Raw genomic sequence first — 17,539 nt, 5'->3', positions numbered from 1 at the left:
ACCCGGCACGCTTGCCAAGGCGCGGGGCATGGCGCTAACAGATATTATGTATATCTACCTGCCCATCGCCGAAGTATCGGTCAATGCTTTCCTGCTTCTCGGGCTTGGTGGCATGGTTGGTGTATTGTCGGGGATGTTCGGCGTTGGTGGCGGGTTCCTAATGACACCGCTGCTGTTTTTCATCGGAATTCCCCCTGCCGTTGCCGTCGCCACCGAGGCAAACCAGATTGTCGCCTCGTCCTTTTCTGGTGTGCTGGCGCATTTCCGGCGTAGAACTGTCGATCTGAGGATGGGCACGGTGCTGCTGATCGGCGGTCTGGCCGGTGCTGCATTGGGTGTCGTCGTCTTTAACTACCTCAAGGCCCAGGGTCAGGTCGATCTGCTGGTCAAGCTTTGCTATGTGGTGTTCCTTGGGATCATCGGCGGCATGATGTTCATCGAAAGCCTACGCGCGATCCGGAAATCCCGCGCAGGTGGTCCACCGGCCAAGCGCAAGAAGCACAGCTGGATTCACAAGCTACCCTTCAAAATGCGGTTTCGGACGTCGGGCCTGTATATCAGCGTCATACCGCCGCTTTTGGTTGGGGTTGCCGTGGGGGTTCTGGCGGCGATCATGGGTGTTGGCGGCGGGTTCATCATGGTGCCTGCAATGATCTATCTGTTGGGCATGCCGACTAAGGTCGTTGTCGGTACGTCGCTGTTTCAGATCATCTTTGTCACTGCGTTTACCACGATGCTGCACGCCACTACCAACTATACCGTTGATGTGGTTCTTGCGGTTCTGCTGCTGGTCGGGGGGGTCATCGGGGCACAAATCGGCACTGTGATCGGCACACGGATGAAAGCGGAACAGTTGCGTATTCTGCTGGCGATCATGGTGCTGGTGGTCTGCGCCAAGCTGGGGCTGGATCTGCTGATCGAGCCTGCTGAGCTGTATTCAATCGGCGCCGCGGTGGGACACTGATGTTCAGGATTGCACTCATACTACTGACGCTTGTCACGTTGCCGGCCAAGGCGGCAGAGGATGTCGTGTTGGGCCTCAGCAAGAACCAGGTCGAGATCAACACTACGTTTGATGGGTCCGAGATTCTGCTCTTTGGCGCGATCCGGCGCGAGAGTGCAATGCCAGAGGGCAATTTGGGTGTCGTGGTTACCATTGCAGGCCCATCCCAGTCACTAAACGTGCGGCGCAAGGAACGGCGGTTTGGCATCTGGGTCAATGTTGATGCGGTAGAAGTGGACGCGGCACCCAGCTTTTACGCGGTGGCGACAAGTGGCCCATGGTCGGATGTATTGTCGAATGTCGAGGATCTGCGCCACCGGATTTCGATCCCGCGCGCGATCCGGTCAGTGGGCGCGCCCAGCAACGTCAAGGATGCGCAAAGTTTTACGGATGCGGTCATCCGTATTCGCAAGGCGCAGAACGCGTACAAGGTCAACGAAGGAGCAGTGGAGTTGCGAGAAGACACGCTCTTTCAGACGTCGGTAAAGTTGCCTGCGAACCTGACCGAAGGCGACTACACCACCAGGATATTCCTAACCCGTGCGGGGCAGGTCGTGTCACAGTATGAAACGGTGATCGACGTGCGCAAGGTCGGGATGGAGCGATGGCTGTTCGCATTGTCACGCGAGCAGTCGATGCTCTACGGGTTGATGTCGCTGGCCATCGCCATCGCCGCAGGCTGGGGGGCCTCTGCCGCGTTCCGCATGTTGCGTCAGGGCTGAGAAAACTCTGCAAATTTTCTGACGCATGCAGCAGCCGTTCGGGGCAAAGAGATAGGGTGCGCGTGCTGTCAGCCGGGGCCTCGGGCAGGGATATTCATTGCCAGAAGGTGCAGGTTTAGATCAACCGCGCCCGATATACGGCATCTTGGTCGCCATCACGGTCATGAACTGGACGTTCGCGCCGGGTGGCATCTGTGCCATGTGCAGAACCGAGCGAGCCGCGTCCTGAACATCCATCATCGGCATCAGTGGGGCGTCGGGATTGGCGGCCTGCGCGCGGGCGTTCAGATCATCCACCAGCTCTGTTCTTGCGTTGCCGATGTCGATTTGCCCGCAGGCGATGTCATAGGGCCGCCCGTCCAATGACAGGGATCGCGTCATGCCGGTGATCGCGTGTTTGCTGGTGGTGTAACAGATTGATCCGGGGCGCGGGTTATGGGCCGAAAGCGAGCCGTTATTGATGATCCGGCCGCCCTGCGGATCCTGTGCCCGCATATGCGCAAAGGCGAGCTGTGCCGCTATGAACATGCCGCGAATGTTGACGCTGATAACCTCGTCGAAACCGGCGAGCGGGATTTCGTCGATGGTGCCGGAGGGACCGAACGTGCCGGCGTTGTTGAACAACACATCCAGCCGTCCGGCTGTTTGCAGGAAGGTCGCAAACGCTTCTTTCATGGCGTCGAGGTCGGTCACGTCCGTGGGCAAGGGGATCGCGCGGGCATTACCCTGAGCGATGTCGTGCAGCCGATCGGCGCGGCGTGCGATCAGTCCTACGCGCCATCCAGCCTGCAAAAAGGTATCGGCGGTGGCGCGTCCAATGCCGGAACTGGCGCCGGTGATCAGGATGGATTTCATTCCAGTGTCTCCGCTTCGAGGGTGAGGGGGGCGGGCGCACTGCGCAGGTCGTCGACGCGCAGCGCGTGTTCGGGCTTGGACAGACGATTGCGCACAACCCAGCACAGCCGTTCCTGCGCGCGGGTGATGGCAACGTAGGCCAGCCGCTTCCACAGGGGTTGGCCCGCCTCTACCCGGCCCATGCGGGCAGCGACATAGAGATCAGGCGCAAAGACCTGCACTGTTTCCCACTGGCTGCCCTGCGCCTTGTGAATCGTGACCGCAGCGCCGTGCAGAAAGGTGGCACCCATATTGGCCGCGAAGGGGATGAAGGGTTCCTCTTCGTCCGGCTTTTCGATTTTCACAATGCTAGCGGCGCTCACTTGTGGGTCTTCGGCACCGATCACATGCAGCCGTGAAAACCCTGGTTTGCGACCCGGCCCGAGGTATATCACCTGAGCGCCTTTGATCAGGCCGCGCGCCTCTAGATCGAGCCGTTTCTTGCGGTGCTTGAGCGGCAATTCGATCCCATCACAGATCAGCGGCTCGCCCTCCAGCAGTGCCGTGTCGGGTGCGCCATGCACGGCGCGGAATGCGGTGATCAGCCGGATGCGCGTGGCGTTGCGCCAGACCAGAACCGGGGAGCGTGCCATCAAGTCGACTTCGACGCGTTGGGCGAACTGAACACGGTCGTCCACGCGTGATTTTTCTTCGACCATGCGTTCGAAGTCAGAAAACTCCAGCGCCGGATCAGCCAGCGCATGAGCCAGATCAAGGATGGGGTTATCCGCGTCCTGTCGGTGTATGCGGTGCAATTCCAGCTTGGCCGGGGCGGGCAATGTCTCAAAAACCATCGCACCGGATTGATTGACCGGAGCCAACTGCGCGGGATCGCCAAAGAGCAGGAGCGTTGGAAAAATCTCTTTCAGGTCGTCCATCTGGCGTTCGTCCAGCATGCTGGCCTCGTCGACAAAGCCGATATCGAGTGGCTCCTCCCGGCGTTTCCAGCCAGTGATAAAATCACTGCCGCGCAGCCCCGCCGCCGCCAAGGCACCGGGAATAGATTTGTTGGTTTGATAGAACGCGTGGGCGCGATCCAGCGCCACGTCGGTCAGTCCCTCGATCTCAGGGCGCTCACCATTTCCGGCCAACCATTCGGCGATCTTTTCGTATTCGGGATCGTAGACCGGGGTATAGAGAATGCGGTGGATGGTGGTCGCAGGTACGCCACGCATGCGCAGGACGCTGGCGGCTTTGTTTGTAGGGGCGAGGATCGCAAGCGTGCGCTTATCGCGACGTTTGCGGCTTTCGTAATCGCCCGAGACGATATCAACCCCGGCCTGTTCCATCGCGCGGTAGAGTTCTGCCAAAAGCAACGTTTTGCCGGAACCCGCCTTTCCGATGACGGCCAGAACGCTCTGTTTGCCCTCTTTCGGGGGGAGTAACGTGCCGTTTTCCAGGTCGACGCCCGCGCCACGCAAAGCCTCGACAATACGATCATGGGCTTCGGCCTGATCTTCGGAATATGTAAGCGCGGTCTGGGTCATGCGCAGACCCTACCGGGGTGACCGAGGGCGTTCCAGCGAAACTGGCGGCTCAGAGGTCAGATCGTCTGATCATAGTCTCCGACGGATGGCTCGGTCCGGATCACGGCATCGATATCGGCAAAAATCGCCCGCATTTCTGCCTCGCTGTCGCTGCTCTCGCAGACCACGACCAGATTTGGCGTATTCGACGACGCCCGAACAAGACCCCAACTGCCATTGTCGAGGATGACGCGTGCGCCGTTGACGGTGACAACTTGCGCGATGGCGCGACCGGCGAGTGTTTCGCCCGCATCGTGTTTGGCGACCAGCTTGGACACCAGCCGCTCCAGTACGTCGTATTTTTCGGTATCGGCACAATAGGGCGACATGGTGGGCGTGGCATATGTCACTGGCAAGGCACGGCGCAGGTCGGACATGGATTTATCCGGGTTGCGATCCATCAGCTTGCAAATTTCGACAGCCACGCGCAGGCCGCAATCGTATCCACGGCCCACAGGTTCGGCGAGAAAATAATGGCCGGATTTTTCAAAACCCGCCAGCGCGCCGATTTCCTTGACCCGCCGTTTCATGTGGCTATGACCGGTTTTCCAGTAATCGGCCTTGGCCCCATGCGCCTGAAGTTCCGGGTCGGACGCAAAGAGCCCGGTGGATTTGACATCTGCGACAAAAGTGCTGCCGGGATAAAGGCGGGCAAAATCCCGCGCCATGATCACACCAACCTTGTCGGCAAAAATCTCTTCTCCCTCATCGTCCACCACGCCGCAACGGTCGCCGTCACCGTCAAAGCCAAGGGCGAAATCGGCACCCGATGCTTTGACCGATGCGCTCATGTCGCGGAGCATTTCCATCGCTTCAGGGTTCGGGTTGTAGTGTGGAAAGGTATAGTCGAGTGCGTTATGCGACGGCACGACCTCGACACCCAGCCGGTTGAACAGTTCGGGTGCAAATGCGGATGCGGTGCCATTGCCGGTGGCGCAGACAACCTTCAGCTTGCGGGTCATTTTGAAATCGCCGACGAGGTCATCGAGATAGGCCTCGCGCACGCCGGGGACGAATTCATAGCGCCCACCCTCGTGCGATTGGCCTTGTCCCTCCAGTACGATATCGCGCAACTCGGCCATCTCATCGGGGCCGTGGGTCAACGGACGTTCAAAGCCCATCTTCACGCCGGTCCAGCCGTTGGGATTATGCGATGCCGTGACCATGGCCACGGCGGGTGCATCCAGATGGAACTGTGCGAAATAGGCCATTGGCGATAACGCCGGGCCGATATCCTTAACGTGGATGCCTGCCTGCATCAGCCCAAGCATCAGCGCATTTTTGATCGACAGCGAATAGTCCCGATAGTCGTTGCCGACGGCGATCACCGGTTCGATCCCGCGTCGCCGCATCTGGGTGCCCAGACCCAGCCCAAGCGCGGTGATGCCGGGCAGATTGATCGCCTCGGGGTACTGCCAGCGTGCGTCATATTCGCGGAAACCGGTGGGTGCGATCATCGGGTCGCGCAGGAATTCCCAGGTGTTGGGGGTGACGGTAGGGGCAGGTTTGATCACCGGCAATTCCTTACTTCTGTAGTTGCATGGGGTCGGATTTAGCAAGCCGGTCAAACGCCATCAGCGATGTAATCAGCGCGTCCATCCGGTCCAGTGGGATCATGTTGGGACCGTCCGAGGGGGCGGTGTCTGGCGCTTCGTGGGTTTCGATGAACACGGCAGCGATGCCCAGAGATACCGCAGCGCGGGCCATCACAGGAGCGAACTCACGTTGACCGCCACTGCTGCCGCCCATACCGCCGGGTTGCTGCACGGAATGCGTCGCGTCCATGACGACGGGATAGCCGGTCTGTGCCATCTGCGGCAGGGACCGCATGTCGGCGACGAGGGTGTTATAGCCAAAGGATGTGCCGCGTTCGGTCAGCAGGATACGGGTGTTTCCGGTGCTTTCGATCTTGGAAATGACATTCGGCATATCCCAAGGGGCCAGAAACTGCCCCTTTTTTACATTGATGACTGCGCCGGTTTCGCCCGCCGCGATCAACAGGTCAGTTTGACGGCACAAAAATGCAGGGATTTGCAGCACGTCGCAGACCTCTGCCACCGGGGCGCATTGGTCAGGCAGGTGGACATCGGTCAGGACGGGCACATCCAGCGCGTCCTTGACCGCGTGCATCACCTTTAGCCCTTCGTCGACGCCAAGGCCGCGCTTGCCGCTCATTGAGGTGCGGTTAGCCTTGTCGAACGACCCCTTAAAGACGAACTGCGCGCCCGCACTGCGGCAGACTTCTTGCATCTGGCCTGCGATCATCTGGGCGTGATCGGTCGATTCCAGTTGGCATGGTCCGGCGATAATGGTCAGCGGTTGATCGTTCCCGACGCGTAGACCGCGAAATTCTACAGTGGTCATATCAGGATGATACCTGTTCTCTTAAAATTGACGCCGTAAGCGAGATCATCAGATACATACCAGCAAAGATCAGGAATGCGAGGATCGTATTCTCGAACGCCCGCGGAAACGATGCGTCTTGCGATGCCACGGGTCGCACGCTGACTGTCAGGTAACGCACCTGCTTGTTGGCCTGAATCTCGGCCTGACGTTTGTTTTCCAATGCCGATTGCAACACCAAATCTGCCGTAGCCAGATCGGCCTGCGCCATCTGGATTTCCGCGGTCTGTGATGCCAGCGATGTCTGCCCGCCCGTCGCTTGCGTCAGGCGCGCTTTTTGTTTGTCCAGCTCGACTTGCAACACTTCGATTTCGCTGGTTAGCGCCTGTACCTTGGCGCGGTTTGGGCGCGAGTTGTTCAACTGGGTGTTCAGGGCCAGCTGCTTTTCCTGCAATTGTAGTTCGACATTGCCGATCAACTGCCGGATGTTGCCGATCTCGCCCTCGGGATCGAGGACGCTGCCCTCTTGTAGAGTGACCATGCGCTCTTGCGCTGCGCGTCGTTCGGCCTTGGCCTGATCGAGGCTCTCAATTGCGGTGCGCACCCCGTCCTGCCGTTTGCGCTGGCTCAATTCATCAACCCGGTTTTCAGCATAAGCGATCAGTTTTTCCGAAAATTCGGCGCTTTTTTCCGGATCGGCGGTGGCCACCTCCATGCGCAGCACGCCTTCGGTCGGATCATAGCCGATCTTCACGAACTTCTTGTAAACCTTATAGGCCTTTTCATTGCTGGCGTTGGGGTGCAGGCGTTGGATCGGGTCGATCCAAGGCTGGCTGAAATGATCGCGAAAATGGACATCTGCATCAAGCCGCAGCATCGCGTCTTTGGACAACAGGTAGGATTGTGTCGCGATTGCATCCTGCCCGGTAGCAAACTGGCTGGGCAACAGACCACCCAATCCGCCGCCACCGCCCCCGCTGCCATCGGCCGACAGGATCAGGAATTCGGATTTGGTTGAATACATCGGAGTCGCAATGGCGTAATAGTAATACCCGGCCACCATCGTCGGCAGCAGCACAAAGGCCGTCAGCCGAGACAACAACAACATCAGCTTGCGGCGGCGACGTTTGCCGATATCGCGCTGGATGCGCATGATTTCTTCGCTGCGACGATCTGCTGGGCTCAACTCAGTCGATGGCAGGGTCTGCGCGCCTGTGGGTACAGTCTGCGGCAGTTGGACCTTGGGTTTGGCGACGTCTCGACCCTCGGCATGCGCCGGGGTTTTGTCTGCGGTCACCAGTTCCAGAATGTTGGCGCGCTGAAATGGGTCGATCCCCTTGGCACGCAACAGCCGCACCGCGTCGAAATCGGATGTAGGTGCCAGACCGTGTTTCTGTGCCACGCGGCGTGCCATGCGTAATTGGCGACCTGTCAGACCCTCTTGGCGTATCTCGTCGATAGTCTGACCTGTGCTGACCTCTTGGGGCGAGCTGACTTCGCCAGTACGTGCCTGAGGTGGCGCTGCCGCCTGAGGCGCCTGTGCCTGAGGTGCCGCGGCTTGACGCGATTCAACTGCCTCAGGTGCCTGCGGGGCGGTTTCCTGAGGGTGCGCAGCGGTCGGGGACCGCTTGATGCGGAATTTTCTAGCCTTGGGTTTCGTAGTCATAGAGTTGCTTTGCCTCTTCCAAGGTATCAAACATATACAGCTGCCCACCCATCAACACGGCGGCAGAGGTCGCAAATTTTTCCAGCGTCTTGGCCTGATGCGAGACAATCACGACCGTTGTCGTGCGCAGCCGCTCTTTCAGGATTTCGCCCGCCTTTCGATTGAACTCCACATCGGTCGAATTGGGCATGCCCTCGTCGATCAGATAAATGTCAAAATCGAGTGCCAGCATCAGCGCGAAGGTAAAGCGTGCCTTCATGCCCGAGCTATATGTGCCCAGCGGCTGGTCAAAATATTCTCCCAAATTACACATCCATCGGCAGAATGCCTCGACGTAATCGGGGTCGAGGCCATAGAGCCGCGCGATATACCGGCTGTTTTCCATCGCCGAAATCTTGCCGATAACCCCGCCCATGAACCCAAGAGGGAAACTGATGCGGCAGTTTCGACGAATGTCGCCTTCGTCAGGCTTTTCCAGCCCGGCCATCATGTTGATCAGCGTCGTCTTGCCGGTGCCGTTGGGCGCAAGGATTCCCATGCTTTTGCCCAGTTCCACACGAAAGGAGACGCGATCAAGGATCACCTTGCGCTGTGTGCCCGTCCAGAAGGACTTGCTGACGTTTTCAAATTCGAGCATTCCTTTGCTCCGACGCTGCCCACACCCTCTTCTTAACGGGGGTTTATTTATGTGGCGATAACCTCATTTCGCCCAGTATGGCGGATCAGGTCACCGTTATACAGGATATCAAGGCAAAATTATGCTCTGCGCAGAAAAAAACCGGCGCATGTGCGCCGGTTTTGAGGGTGATGTGGAAATTTACCCGCCTAACGTGTGCCTTTTCGCGGCTAACCCCCGTCAGGCAATGGCCTGCCATGCAAGCCCCGCCAACACGGCCCCGACAAAGGCAAACCCCAGATAGGCAATGAATATCCGTGGTTTGACCAATGCCCAGACGGCAATCGCGGCAGGTATACAGCTAACCCCGCCAGCGATGACAAAGCTCATCGCGGCACCGTTGCTCATCCCTTGCGCCAGCAGTGCGTCAATTAAAGGCACGGCAGCATAGCCGTTAAGATAAGCAGGCGCCCCGACCAATGCGCCGAGGATAATCGGGCCAATTCCGGACCCGCCCAGCACGCCAGCCACCATATCAGCCGGTACATAGGTCAGCATCAGTGCCTCGATCATGTATGCCAGTGTCAGCCATTTCAGCAGGAACGCGGCGTTTTCCAGACCAGTGGCGCGGAAAGTGTCTCGACGATCCGCCTCGGTCCAGAACCGCCAGACTGGCGCACCTTCATAGGGTCTTTTCGACCCGCAGCACCCGCCGATCTGCGGTTTCTCTCTCAGTGGTTCGGCAAAGATCACGCTACGTGCCGTCAGCATGGTCGCAAAGCCACCAAAGAGGCCGACCCCCACAGCTGCCACAGCCTTGGCCGCAGCAAACTCCCAACCGAGCGTGCCGCTGGTGATGGCAAACATCGCCGGGTCCATCAGTGGGGAGGCCAGCCAAAAGGCCATGACAGCCCCCAACGGCGCACCGAGCGCCAGCATCGCCGCGATGAACGGGATCACCTCGCAACTACAGAATGGGGACAGCCCGCCCATTAGCGCGGCCATGAAAATCATGCGGACCTGATTGCCCTGAAACACCTTTGCCACCAACCGTTCGGCACCGGTCGCCTTGAGATAGGCCACGGCAAAGACGGCAAAGGCGATGAAGGGCGCGGTGTGCAGCAGCGCATTCGCGGTGAATGTGATCGTCGGCCAGAGTTGTGGTGGATCCAGCACCCAAACCACAGCCAGGATCAACGCCATCGTGATCCAGACTTTGCCGATACGCGACCAGAGTGACGGGCGCGGAGAAGGGGAAGCTATATCAGCCATGTTCGTGACCTCGTTGGGATTCAGGGACGTCTGCGCAGCATTCGCGCAACAGGAAGTCGGAAAGGTGGCGCAGTTCGTCATAGGCGACAGCGGCACAGATGATGCTGCGCCCCTTGCGCTCTTGGGCGACAAGACCGGCCAGTGACAGGATTTTCATGTGATGTGTCAGGGTTGATCCGCTCACGCCAGTTCGCGTGCCCAACTCACCGATGCTCAGCCCATCGGGGCCTGCACGCACCAGTGCATTCAGCACCATCAGACGTTGCTCACTACCCAATGCGGCAAAGGTGGCTGCCGCGCGGGTCAGTTCGGGGGGGTGGGGTTCTATCATTTTCATGATTCTAGAAATATGAAAATGATTTGCCCGGCGCAAGTCTTATTTCGAGTTTTATCGAAATGAACTGCGCGCAGCCTGCCGGACGGTTGAACCTGTTGAAAATCCGCCTAGGCTGTTTGCGTCCCAAAGCAGGAGGGCGACCCGATGGATCGTAACAACAACACAGGCAATGACCAGTGCGCATGTCGCCGGTCGGCGATCTGACGCCGGCGATCAGGACACATGCCCAATCTGGTACAGGACATCGCCGATTGCCGCCTCTGCGCCGATCGTTTCGCACAAACGGCCACAGGCCATGCGCCGCGCCCGGTTGCGTGGTTCGCACCCGGCGCGCGCATACTGATCGCTGGGCAGGCACCGGGGATGCGGGTGCATAAATCGGGTGTGCCGTTTGACGATCCATCGGGCGACCGACTGCGCGATTGGCTCGGGCTGACGCCGGATCAGTTCTATGACCGAACCCGCGTGGCGATCGTGCCGATGGCCTTCTGCTTTCCGGGGTATGATTCCAAGGGCGCTGACCTGCCGCCGCCCGCCATCTGCCGCCGCACATGGCATGATCGGGTGATGGATTGCCTGAGCCGTGTGCAGCTACGGATTCTGGTGGGCGGATATGCGCAAAAACACCATCTGGACAAGGCAGGCACCGTCACCGATACCGTGCGCGGCTGGCGCGATCATGCGCCGGGCACATTTGTGTTACCGCACCCGTCATGGCGTAACACGCATTGGCTAAGGAAAAATCCGTGGTTCGAAGCAGAGCTGATCCCGGCCCTGCGTACCCGGGTCAAAGAAGTGATGCACGATGAATGAAACACCACTCGACACTGCGCATGCCGCGATGCAGGCCACGCCGGAGGCGGCTGGCCCTCGTATGGCGTTTTACCATTTGCTGGCGGACACCGAGCTCTTCCTGTTGCTCGAAACCGAGGCACAGGGGACGCAGATCACGCCGCAACTGTTTGCCGTCGAGGACGGGCAGTATGCATTGGTGTTTGATAGCGCCGATAGATTGGCAGAGTTTGCTCCGGGGACCACACCCTTCGCCGCTTTGCCCGGACGGGTTCTGGTGGTGATGCTCGCTGCGCAGCAGATCGGATTAGGGGTCAATCTGGAAGTGGCGTCATCGTCTATTCTGATCCCGCCCGACGCGGTTACATGGCTGGCCGAAACATTAGACGCGCCTGCACCGGATCAGATTGACGTTCGGGCCGAGGCCGTGGGCGCGCCCGGCGACCTGCCAGAGGCTTTGCTGACCGCGCTTGATGCCACGCTTGCACGTACTGGAGGGCTTGCGCATTCGGCCTATCTGGCGGGTCTACAGATTTCGGGCGCGGGGCAGGGGCATTTGCTGGCGTTTGTCGATGCCGTGCCTGGAGCTGAGCCCGCGCTGGTGCAGGCGATTTCCGAGGCGCTGGTGTTCTCCGGGATCGAAGCCGGGGCATTGGATGTGGGCTTCGTTGCGTCGCATGACGAAGTGTCGGCACGGCTGGCGCGCGTCGGTCTGCGGTTTGATTTGCCAAAGCCTGAAACGCAGGAACGCCCGACCCCTGCCGCACCCGGTACCAACCCGGACCGACCGCCAATCTTGAAATGACCGACCGATATGCGCGGAGTCAATACCCGGCTTTGCGATCCACGAGATAGAGGAAAGGTTCGCCCGCTTCGCCCCGGCGGATGTTCTCTGCAATCACGCGAGAGGCAGTTTGGGGTCTGGTTTCGGATGCGATGTGGGGCGTTACCGTGACGCTGGGATGATTCCAGTAAGGATGACCCGCCGGCAACGGTTCAACCCGAAATACATCAAGTGTCGCATGTCCGATCTGCCCGCTGTCCAAGGCCGCCAGCAGCGCGTCGTCATGGATAAGTGGTCCGCGTCCGGGGTTCACGATCACCGCGCCGCGCGGTAACAATGGCAGGGTTTCTGCGTTCAGCAAGTTTTCGGTCCCGGGCGTCTGGGGCAACAGCAGCACGACAATCTCTGCCGAGCCGAGCGCCCGGTGCAGGCCATCCGGACCATGCAGGCACGTCACGCCGTCTACGGATTTTTCTGATCGGCTCCAGCCCGTCACCGGAAAGCCGAGCCGTGCCAATGCCTGCGCGCACGCGGCGCCTAATTCCCCAAGGCCGAGAATTGTCACCGGCCGGTCATATGCCAGCGGCGGGGTTAATTTCCGCCACTCGCCGTCCTGTCCGTGAATATAGGTGTCTATCCCCAAATGGTGCCGCAGCACATGCCCTGTCACCCATTCGACCATGCCTTGCGCCAGCCCGTCATCAACCATGCGCGCCAACGGCTGCGTCAGGGTCTGGTTGCCTACCACATCCTCCACCCCGGCCCAAAGGGTGAGCACGGCCTTGGCGCGCGTGTAGGGCGTAAAATCCTGCACCGTACTGTTGGGGGCATAGACGATGTAATCGACCAGTTCGGCGGTGATGTCCGTCGCGAGATGGGCCTCGATCCCAACCTCTGCAAACGCCGCGTTCAGCGGTGCCTCGTACATTGGCCAGCGTTCGGGTTTGGCGGCAAAAAGGACATTAGTGGGCATCGTGGTGATTTACCTTGGTCTGTGGACATGGGCGCTTTGGACCATGCCAAAGCCAAGAAGCAGGATAAGCATCGCCGAACCGCCATAGCTGACCAGTGGCAGCGGGACCCCGACCACCGGGGCCAACCCCATGACCATCGACATGTTGACTGCAAAGAACAAAAAGAAGGTGGCCGCGATTCCAAGGGTCAACAGCGATGAAAACCGGTCGCGATTGGCCAAAGCGGAGGCGATACAAAAGATGATGATCAACGCATAAAGCCCCAACAGGGAGAACGCGCCGATAAAGCCGAATTCTTCTGCCAGCGTGGTGAAGATGAAATCGGTATGTTTTTCGGGCAAGAAGTTCAGCCGCGACTGTGTGCCTTGCATGAATCCGCGCCCGGTCCAGCCGCCGGAGCCGAGCGCGATCTTGGATTGTGTGATGTGATACCCGGCCCCCAACGGATCACTGGAAGGGTCGAGGAATGTGTCGATCCGGCGGAACTGATAGTTGGCCAGCAATTGCCAGTCGGTGTCACGGCTCTTGAACACCGCCGTTACCAACCCGATTCCTGCCGCCGCGACGGCGGCGAAATAGGCCCAATGCACACCCGCCAGAAACATCATGATTCCCCCTGCGGCAATCAGCAGGATCGATGTGCCCAGATCAGGCTGTTTCAGCACCAGATAGACGGGCACCATGATCAGGATGACCGGGATGATCACCCAAAGGGGTCGAGAGGTACGCCCCAGAGGCAGCCAATCATAGTAACCGGCAAGCAGCATCACCAAGGTAATCTTCATCAACTCGGAGGGTTGCAGGCGCATGAACCCAAGGTCGATCCACCGTTGCGCCCCCATGCCGATGCTGCCGAAAAATTCGACCGCTATCAGCAACCCCAGTGAAACGGCATAAGCTACGGCAGAGATGTTGCGCCAGAACCAGATCGGCACCATTGCGACGCTCATCATCAAGACGAACCCGACGGCGAAACGTTTCATCTGTGCAGCGGTCCACGGGGTATATGACCCGCCCGCGACCGAATAGAGCATCAGAAATCCGACACAAGCGACGGCGGTAAGCAACAGCGCAAGCGGCCAGTTTACATAGAGGATCTTGCGTGGGCCGGTCGGGACGGTCTTTACGGTATATTCTAGATAACTCACGCCCGATCCCCGTTTGTCTCGGCCCGGCTCAATTGATCTTCGCGCAATTTCTCTTGCTGCGTCCGAATGCGTGGGCGGTCACTGCTTGGGTAGGCCTCTAACGGTGGATCCTTACCATAGAGCGCCTGTAGCGTGATATCACGCGCAATCGGTGCTGCTGCGGTGGATCCGCCACCACCATGCTCGACCACGACCGACACAGCGATTTTTGGTGCGTCGAACGGCGCGAAATTGACAAAGAGCGCATGATCACGCCGCTCCCACGGCAAATCTTCGTTGCGCACGACGCCAGCGGCCCGTTCTGCGGCTGTGATGTTGCGGACCTGACTGGTGCCAGTTTTGCCGGCCATGCGAAATGCATCCTCAACGATACGACTGCGATAGGCCGTGCCACGGCGATTATTGGAAACCTCGAACATCGCGCGGCGAATTTGACGCAGGTTGTTTTCGTTCAGGCCCAGTGAATCACCGCGTCCGGTAGGGGTTTCGATGCCATCGATGGATTTGATCAGCCTAGGGTCAACGGTTCGGCCTGTCGCAATGCGCGCAGTCATCACGGCCAGTTGCAGAGGTGAGGCCAGCGTGAAGCCTTGGCCGATGGACGAGTTCACACTGTCGCCAATCACCCACTCCTGCCCACGGGCGCTGCGTTTCCAGTCCTTGGTTGGCATCAGGCCCTGCGCAACGCTTGTCATCGGCAGATCATGCTGCACCCCGAGGCCAAGGCGGTTTGCCATTGCCGTGATCTTTTCGATCCCTGTTCGCAGCGCCATTTCGTAAAAATAGACATCGCAACTTTCACGCAATGCTCGTTGCAGATCGACATTGCCATGCCCCGCACGTTTCCAGCAGTGGAACTTGCGACCGCTGACCTCAAGGTGACCAGGACAATAGACGGTATCATCCGGCTGCGCCTGCCCGTCCTCCATCGCCGCCAGCGCTGTAACCATTTTGAAGGTGGATCCGGGCGGATAGACACCTTGCACTGCCTTGTTTGGCAGGGGGCGATACTTGTTATCGAGTAGCGCCTGATAATCAGCGACCGAAATGCCCCGCACGAACAGGTTGGAATCAAAACCGGGCGCAGAAACGCTGGCCAGAATATCCCCGGTCTCGCAGTCAATTACCACCGCAGCGGCGCTTTCACCGCTGAGGCGGGCATGAACATAGGATTGCAACGCGCTGTCGGTGGTGATCTGGATATCTTTACCCGGCTGGCCTTCGCGGCGGCTGAGTTCGCGCATGACGCGCCCTGCAGCATTTTGCTCGACCCGCTTTGTGCCAGCCTTGCCGCGCAGCATGTCCTCGCGCTGCTTTTCCAGCCCGACCTTGCCGATCTGAAAACGCGGGATCAGCAACAGTTGATCGGGAGCGTCGATCTTTTCGAGATCATAGTCGCTGACTGGGCCGACATAGCCGACCAGATGCGCATATTCGTCGCGCAGCGGATAACGGCGTGACAGACCCACTTCGGGTCGCACACCGGGGAGTGCGGGTGCGTTGACCGCGACACGGCTCAGTGCCTCCCAGCTTACGCGGTCGGCGATGGTGACGGGATGCAGGGCCGAACGTCGCATTTCTTCGCGCGCGCGGTTCAATTCATCCGGGTCAAGCTCAATCAGTTGTGACAGCCGGGCAATGATTGCCTCGACGTCTCCGGCTTCTTCACGCTCCATCATAATCCGGTAGGATGGGACGTTTTCGGCCACAACCCGACCATTGCGGTCGAAAATCTCCCCACGAGCAGGCGGGATCAGACGAATCTTGATCCGGTTCTCTTCGGCCAGAAGCCGGAATTGATCTGCTTCCTCGACCTGAAGGTAACGCATGCGCCAGCCCAGCAGCCCCAGAAATCCGGCCTGTCCCGCCCCGAGAATCAAACCCCGGCGGCTGATCCGTTTGTGACTGAGGATCGTTTCGCGTCCCGGACGTCTCATGCGCGCTGCCTCATGCTGTCCAGTTCACCCGGTTTGATCTTGCGCACCCCCAAAAGGAGGGACGATGCCAGTACAACAAGCGGATAGGCCAGAATTGTGCCAATCAACTGCATCAGGCTCAGGCCGAGTGGTGCCTGATCGACCAGCAGGATGGCCAGCGTCAGCCGCTCTGCCAGTGTCAACATGACCAATATGATACTGACGGTCAGCCATTCGGGACCAAACCCCATATCTCGCAACCCCGGCGCGCGTGACTTTAGCGTTTCGGTGCCCATCAGGGCCAGCGCCGCCCAAAGCCCGGGTGGCCGCTGGAACAAAAAATCCGCCAGCAGTACCATCACTGCGATCAGAAACGCGGGCGCATACTCTGGCCGCCGCAATACCCATGCGCAGCCGAGGGTCAGGATCAAATCCGGCCCAGCCCATCCGCGCGGCAGGAAATTGATTGGTAGCAAGCGCCAGAAGATCACCGTCAGACACAGCGCGGCAAAGAGCGCGCGCATTGACCAGAGCCGGGCTTGGGTCAATTCAGCCATCGCTACGCTCCTCTTCCGCCGCTTTGGGGGCGGTGGCACCTCCGGGCAGTGCCAGTGGGGCAATCATGTCGCCGGGCGTCTCGATCCGCTCGCTGCCATGATCGCGCAGCACGCGCAGAAACTCCAACCGTTCGTAATCCGCAGCAAGGCGCAGCCGTCTGCGTCCGCCAGGATCCTCTGCAATGCTGCCCACCAGCAATCCTGCCGGAAAGACACCGCCATCGCCAGAGGTGATCACCCGGTCACCGGGGCGCACCTGACCGCTATCCTCGAGAAAGTCGATAAGTGGTGCGGCAGAGTTGTCGCCCATCAGCAGCGCCGATTGTCCCGATGGTTGTACGATCACCGGAATCCGGCTCGAGGTGTCCGTCAACAGCAGAACGCGCGCGGTGTTCTGCCCGACGCCAGAAATGCGCCCAACCAACCCCAGCCCGTCCATGGCAGCCCAGCCGTCGACAATGCCATCCCTTGCGCCGACGTTCAGCACCACGGATTGACGGAAAGGCGACCCACTGTCGGCGCTGACTACGCCAGTCACAAAAGTCAGCCGGGGGTCGAGCCGCACGTTGTTGAGGTCAAGCAAGCGGGCATTTTCCTGCTCCAGTTGCAGCGCGGCTTCTTTCCACGCTTTCATCTGCTGCAGTTCGCGGCGCAGCTCCTGATTTTGTTTGTAGATGCGGTCGTAGCTCTGAAAATCGCGCACCACGTTCACGAAGCCGGTGACAGGGGCCATGACCCAGTCAAAATTTGGCACGAAAGTATCGACCACCTGCGCGCGGAAACGTTCGACCCTTGGGCTATCGATCCGCCATAGCAGAAACAGACCCAACAGGCACACCAGCAGAACCCCCGTCAGCAGTCGTTTGACCGGGCCGGTGAAATCGTCGCTTTGTGTCCTGTCCTTGGCCAACAGGTGCCTCTTGGGGTCAGTGGTGACGGCGGTTCGGCCTGTCGTGCCACAAATAGCACGAATTCCAGCCAGTGCAGAA

The 17,539-nt window shown here is 59.5% G+C and carries 17 protein-coding genes; 4 read left to right on the top strand and 13 right to left on the bottom strand.

Annotated features, from left to right (window positions below; genetic code table 11):
- Positions 1 to 46 precede the first annotated feature (46 nt).
- Complete coding sequence (locus N7U68_RS10370; RefSeq protein WP_165197920.1) at positions 47 to 964, top strand: sulfite exporter TauE/SafE family protein; 918 nt, start codon at positions 47 to 49, stop codon at positions 962 to 964.
- Positions 964 to 1,725, top strand: coding sequence for a TIGR02186 family protein (locus tag N7U68_RS10365; protein WP_165195775.1), 762 nt, complete (start codon positions 964 to 966; stop codon positions 1,723 to 1,725). The genes N7U68_RS10370 and N7U68_RS10365 overlap by 1 nt, the downstream gene beginning before the upstream one ends.
- Before the next feature lie 120 nt (positions 1,726 to 1,845).
- Here the strand turns inward: N7U68_RS10365 and N7U68_RS10360 are convergent, their stop codons facing one another.
- The 8 genes from N7U68_RS10360 to N7U68_RS10325 form a co-directional block, all read right to left on the bottom strand.
- A complete protein-coding gene (locus N7U68_RS10360; protein WP_263049058.1) occupies positions 1,846 to 2,580 on the bottom strand; it encodes an SDR family oxidoreductase in 735 nt (244 codons plus the stop codon).
- Complete coding sequence (locus tag N7U68_RS10355) at positions 2,577 to 4,106, bottom strand: ATP-dependent DNA helicase (RefSeq protein ID WP_263049057.1); 1,530 nt, start codon at positions 4,104 to 4,106, stop codon at positions 2,577 to 2,579. Before N7U68_RS10355 ends, N7U68_RS10360 begins: the two co-directional genes overlap by 4 nt.
- 56 nt (positions 4,107 to 4,162) lie before the next feature.
- Entirely contained in the window at positions 4,163 to 5,602 is a 1,440-nt protein-coding gene (locus N7U68_RS10350; protein ID WP_263049140.1) for a phosphomannomutase/phosphoglucomutase, read from the bottom strand.
- 67 nt (positions 5,603 to 5,669) lie between these two features.
- Positions 5,670 to 6,509, bottom strand: a complete 840-nt coding sequence (gene kdsA, locus N7U68_RS10345; protein WP_263049056.1) for a 3-deoxy-8-phosphooctulonate synthase — start codon at positions 6,507 to 6,509, stop codon at positions 5,670 to 5,672.
- Position 6,510: 1 nt separating this feature from the next.
- Positions 6,511 to 8,154 carry a KpsE/RkpR family capsule polysaccharide export protein gene (locus N7U68_RS10340; protein WP_263049055.1) on the bottom strand — a complete coding sequence of 548 codons (1,644 nt, stop codon included), beginning with the start codon at positions 8,152 to 8,154 and terminating at the stop codon, positions 6,511 to 6,513.
- Positions 8,132 to 8,791: an ABC transporter ATP-binding protein gene (locus N7U68_RS10335; RefSeq protein WP_165195785.1), complete on the bottom strand. Its 660-nt coding sequence runs from the start codon at positions 8,789 to 8,791 to the stop codon at positions 8,132 to 8,134. Before N7U68_RS10335 ends, N7U68_RS10340 begins: the two co-directional genes overlap by 23 nt.
- Before the next feature lie 219 nt (positions 8,792 to 9,010).
- Positions 9,011 to 10,042 (bottom strand): permease, encoded by a 1,032-nt coding sequence (locus N7U68_RS10330; protein ID WP_263049054.1) that lies wholly within the window; start codon positions 10,040 to 10,042, stop codon positions 9,011 to 9,013.
- Complete coding sequence (locus tag N7U68_RS10325; RefSeq protein ID WP_165195789.1) at positions 10,035 to 10,379, bottom strand: ArsR/SmtB family transcription factor; 345 nt, start codon at positions 10,377 to 10,379, stop codon at positions 10,035 to 10,037. The genes N7U68_RS10330 and N7U68_RS10325 overlap by 8 nt, the downstream gene beginning before the upstream one ends.
- 222 nt (positions 10,380 to 10,601) lie before the next feature.
- On the opposite strand from N7U68_RS10325, the gene N7U68_RS10320 reads away from it, so the two are divergent.
- Together N7U68_RS10320 and N7U68_RS10315 are read left to right on the top strand one after the other, a co-directional pair.
- Entirely contained in the window at positions 10,602 to 11,192 is a 591-nt protein-coding gene (locus N7U68_RS10320) for a uracil-DNA glycosylase family protein (protein ID WP_263049053.1), read from the top strand.
- Positions 11,185 to 11,976, top strand: coding sequence for an SseB family protein (locus tag N7U68_RS10315; protein ID WP_165195793.1), 792 nt, complete (start codon positions 11,185 to 11,187; stop codon positions 11,974 to 11,976). The genes N7U68_RS10320 and N7U68_RS10315 overlap by 8 nt, the downstream gene beginning before the upstream one ends.
- A 19-nt stretch (positions 11,977 to 11,995) precedes the next feature.
- Here N7U68_RS10315 and N7U68_RS10310 read toward each other — a convergent pair whose 3' ends face one another.
- Genes N7U68_RS10310 through mreC form a run of 5 tightly spaced genes read right to left on the bottom strand, consistent with a single transcriptional unit; the run spans position 11,996 to position 17,460 of the window.
- Positions 11,996 to 12,928, bottom strand: a complete 933-nt coding sequence (locus N7U68_RS10310; protein ID WP_263049052.1) for a 2-hydroxyacid dehydrogenase — start codon at positions 12,926 to 12,928, stop codon at positions 11,996 to 11,998.
- A 9-nt stretch (positions 12,929 to 12,937) separates the two neighbouring features.
- Entirely contained in the window at positions 12,938 to 14,077 is a 1,140-nt protein-coding gene (gene rodA, locus N7U68_RS10305; protein WP_263049051.1) for a rod shape-determining protein RodA, read from the bottom strand.
- Complete coding sequence (gene mrdA, locus N7U68_RS10300) at positions 14,074 to 16,014, bottom strand: penicillin-binding protein 2 (RefSeq protein ID WP_263049050.1); 1,941 nt, start codon at positions 16,012 to 16,014, stop codon at positions 14,074 to 14,076. The genes rodA and mrdA overlap by 4 nt, the downstream gene beginning before the upstream one ends.
- Positions 16,011 to 16,550 carry a rod shape-determining protein MreD gene (locus N7U68_RS10295; protein WP_263049049.1) on the bottom strand — a complete coding sequence of 180 codons (540 nt, stop codon included), beginning with the start codon at positions 16,548 to 16,550 and terminating at the stop codon, positions 16,011 to 16,013. The genes mrdA and N7U68_RS10295 overlap by 4 nt, the downstream gene beginning before the upstream one ends.
- Positions 16,543 to 17,460, bottom strand: coding sequence for a rod shape-determining protein MreC (gene mreC, locus N7U68_RS10290; RefSeq protein WP_263049048.1), 918 nt, complete (start codon positions 17,458 to 17,460; stop codon positions 16,543 to 16,545). The genes N7U68_RS10295 and mreC overlap by 8 nt, the downstream gene beginning before the upstream one ends.
- Positions 17,461 to 17,539: the final 79 nt, after the last annotated feature.

The sequence above is a fragment of the Roseovarius pelagicus genome, from assembly GCF_025639885.1.
GTDB classification, from domain to species: domain Bacteria; phylum Pseudomonadota; class Alphaproteobacteria; order Rhodobacterales; family Rhodobacteraceae; genus Roseovarius; species Roseovarius pelagicus.
The sequence above is the reverse complement of the archived record's forward strand: the minus strand, read 5'-3'. Positions and strand labels throughout refer to the sequence as shown.

Bases quoted from the DNA above. Each gene is read 5' to 3' on its own strand.
- N7U68_RS10370 (WP_165197920.1), top strand. From the start codon at position 47: ATGTATATCTACCTGCCCATCGCCGAAGTATCGGTCAATGCTTTCCTG.
- N7U68_RS10365 (WP_165195775.1), top strand. From the start codon at position 964: ATGTTCAGGATTGCACTCATACTACTGACGCTTGTCACGTTGCCGGCC.
- N7U68_RS10360 (WP_263049058.1), bottom strand. From the start codon at position 2,580: ATGAAATCCATCCTGATCACCGGCGCCAGTTCCGGCATTGGACGCGCC.
- N7U68_RS10355 (WP_263049057.1), bottom strand. From the start codon at position 4,106: ATGACCCAGACCGCGCTTACATATTCCGAAGATCAGGCCGAAGCCCAT.
- N7U68_RS10350 (WP_263049140.1), bottom strand. From the start codon at position 5,602: ATGATCGCACCCACCGGTTTCCGCGAATATGACGCACGCTGGCAGTAC.
- kdsA (WP_263049056.1), bottom strand. From the start codon at position 6,509: ATGACCACTGTAGAATTTCGCGGTCTACGCGTCGGGAACGATCAACCG.
- N7U68_RS10340 (WP_263049055.1), bottom strand. From the start codon at position 8,154: ATGACTACGAAACCCAAGGCTAGAAAATTCCGCATCAAGCGGTCCCCG.
- N7U68_RS10335 (WP_165195785.1), bottom strand. From the start codon at position 8,791: ATGCTCGAATTTGAAAACGTCAGCAAGTCCTTCTGGACGGGCACACAG.
- N7U68_RS10330 (WP_263049054.1), bottom strand. From the start codon at position 10,042: ATGGCTGATATAGCTTCCCCTTCTCCGCGCCCGTCACTCTGGTCGCGT.
- N7U68_RS10325 (WP_165195789.1), bottom strand. From the start codon at position 10,379: ATGAAAATGATAGAACCCCACCCCCCCGAACTGACCCGCGCGGCAGCC.
- N7U68_RS10320 (WP_263049053.1), top strand. From the start codon at position 10,602: ATGCCCAATCTGGTACAGGACATCGCCGATTGCCGCCTCTGCGCCGAT.
- N7U68_RS10315 (WP_165195793.1), top strand. From the start codon at position 11,185: ATGAATGAAACACCACTCGACACTGCGCATGCCGCGATGCAGGCCACG.
- N7U68_RS10310 (WP_263049052.1), bottom strand. From the start codon at position 12,928: ATGCCCACTAATGTCCTTTTTGCCGCCAAACCCGAACGCTGGCCAATG.
- mrdA (WP_263049050.1), bottom strand. From the start codon at position 16,014: ATGAGACGTCCGGGACGCGAAACGATCCTCAGTCACAAACGGATCAGC.
- N7U68_RS10295 (WP_263049049.1), bottom strand. From the start codon at position 16,550: ATGGCTGAATTGACCCAAGCCCGGCTCTGGTCAATGCGCGCGCTCTTT.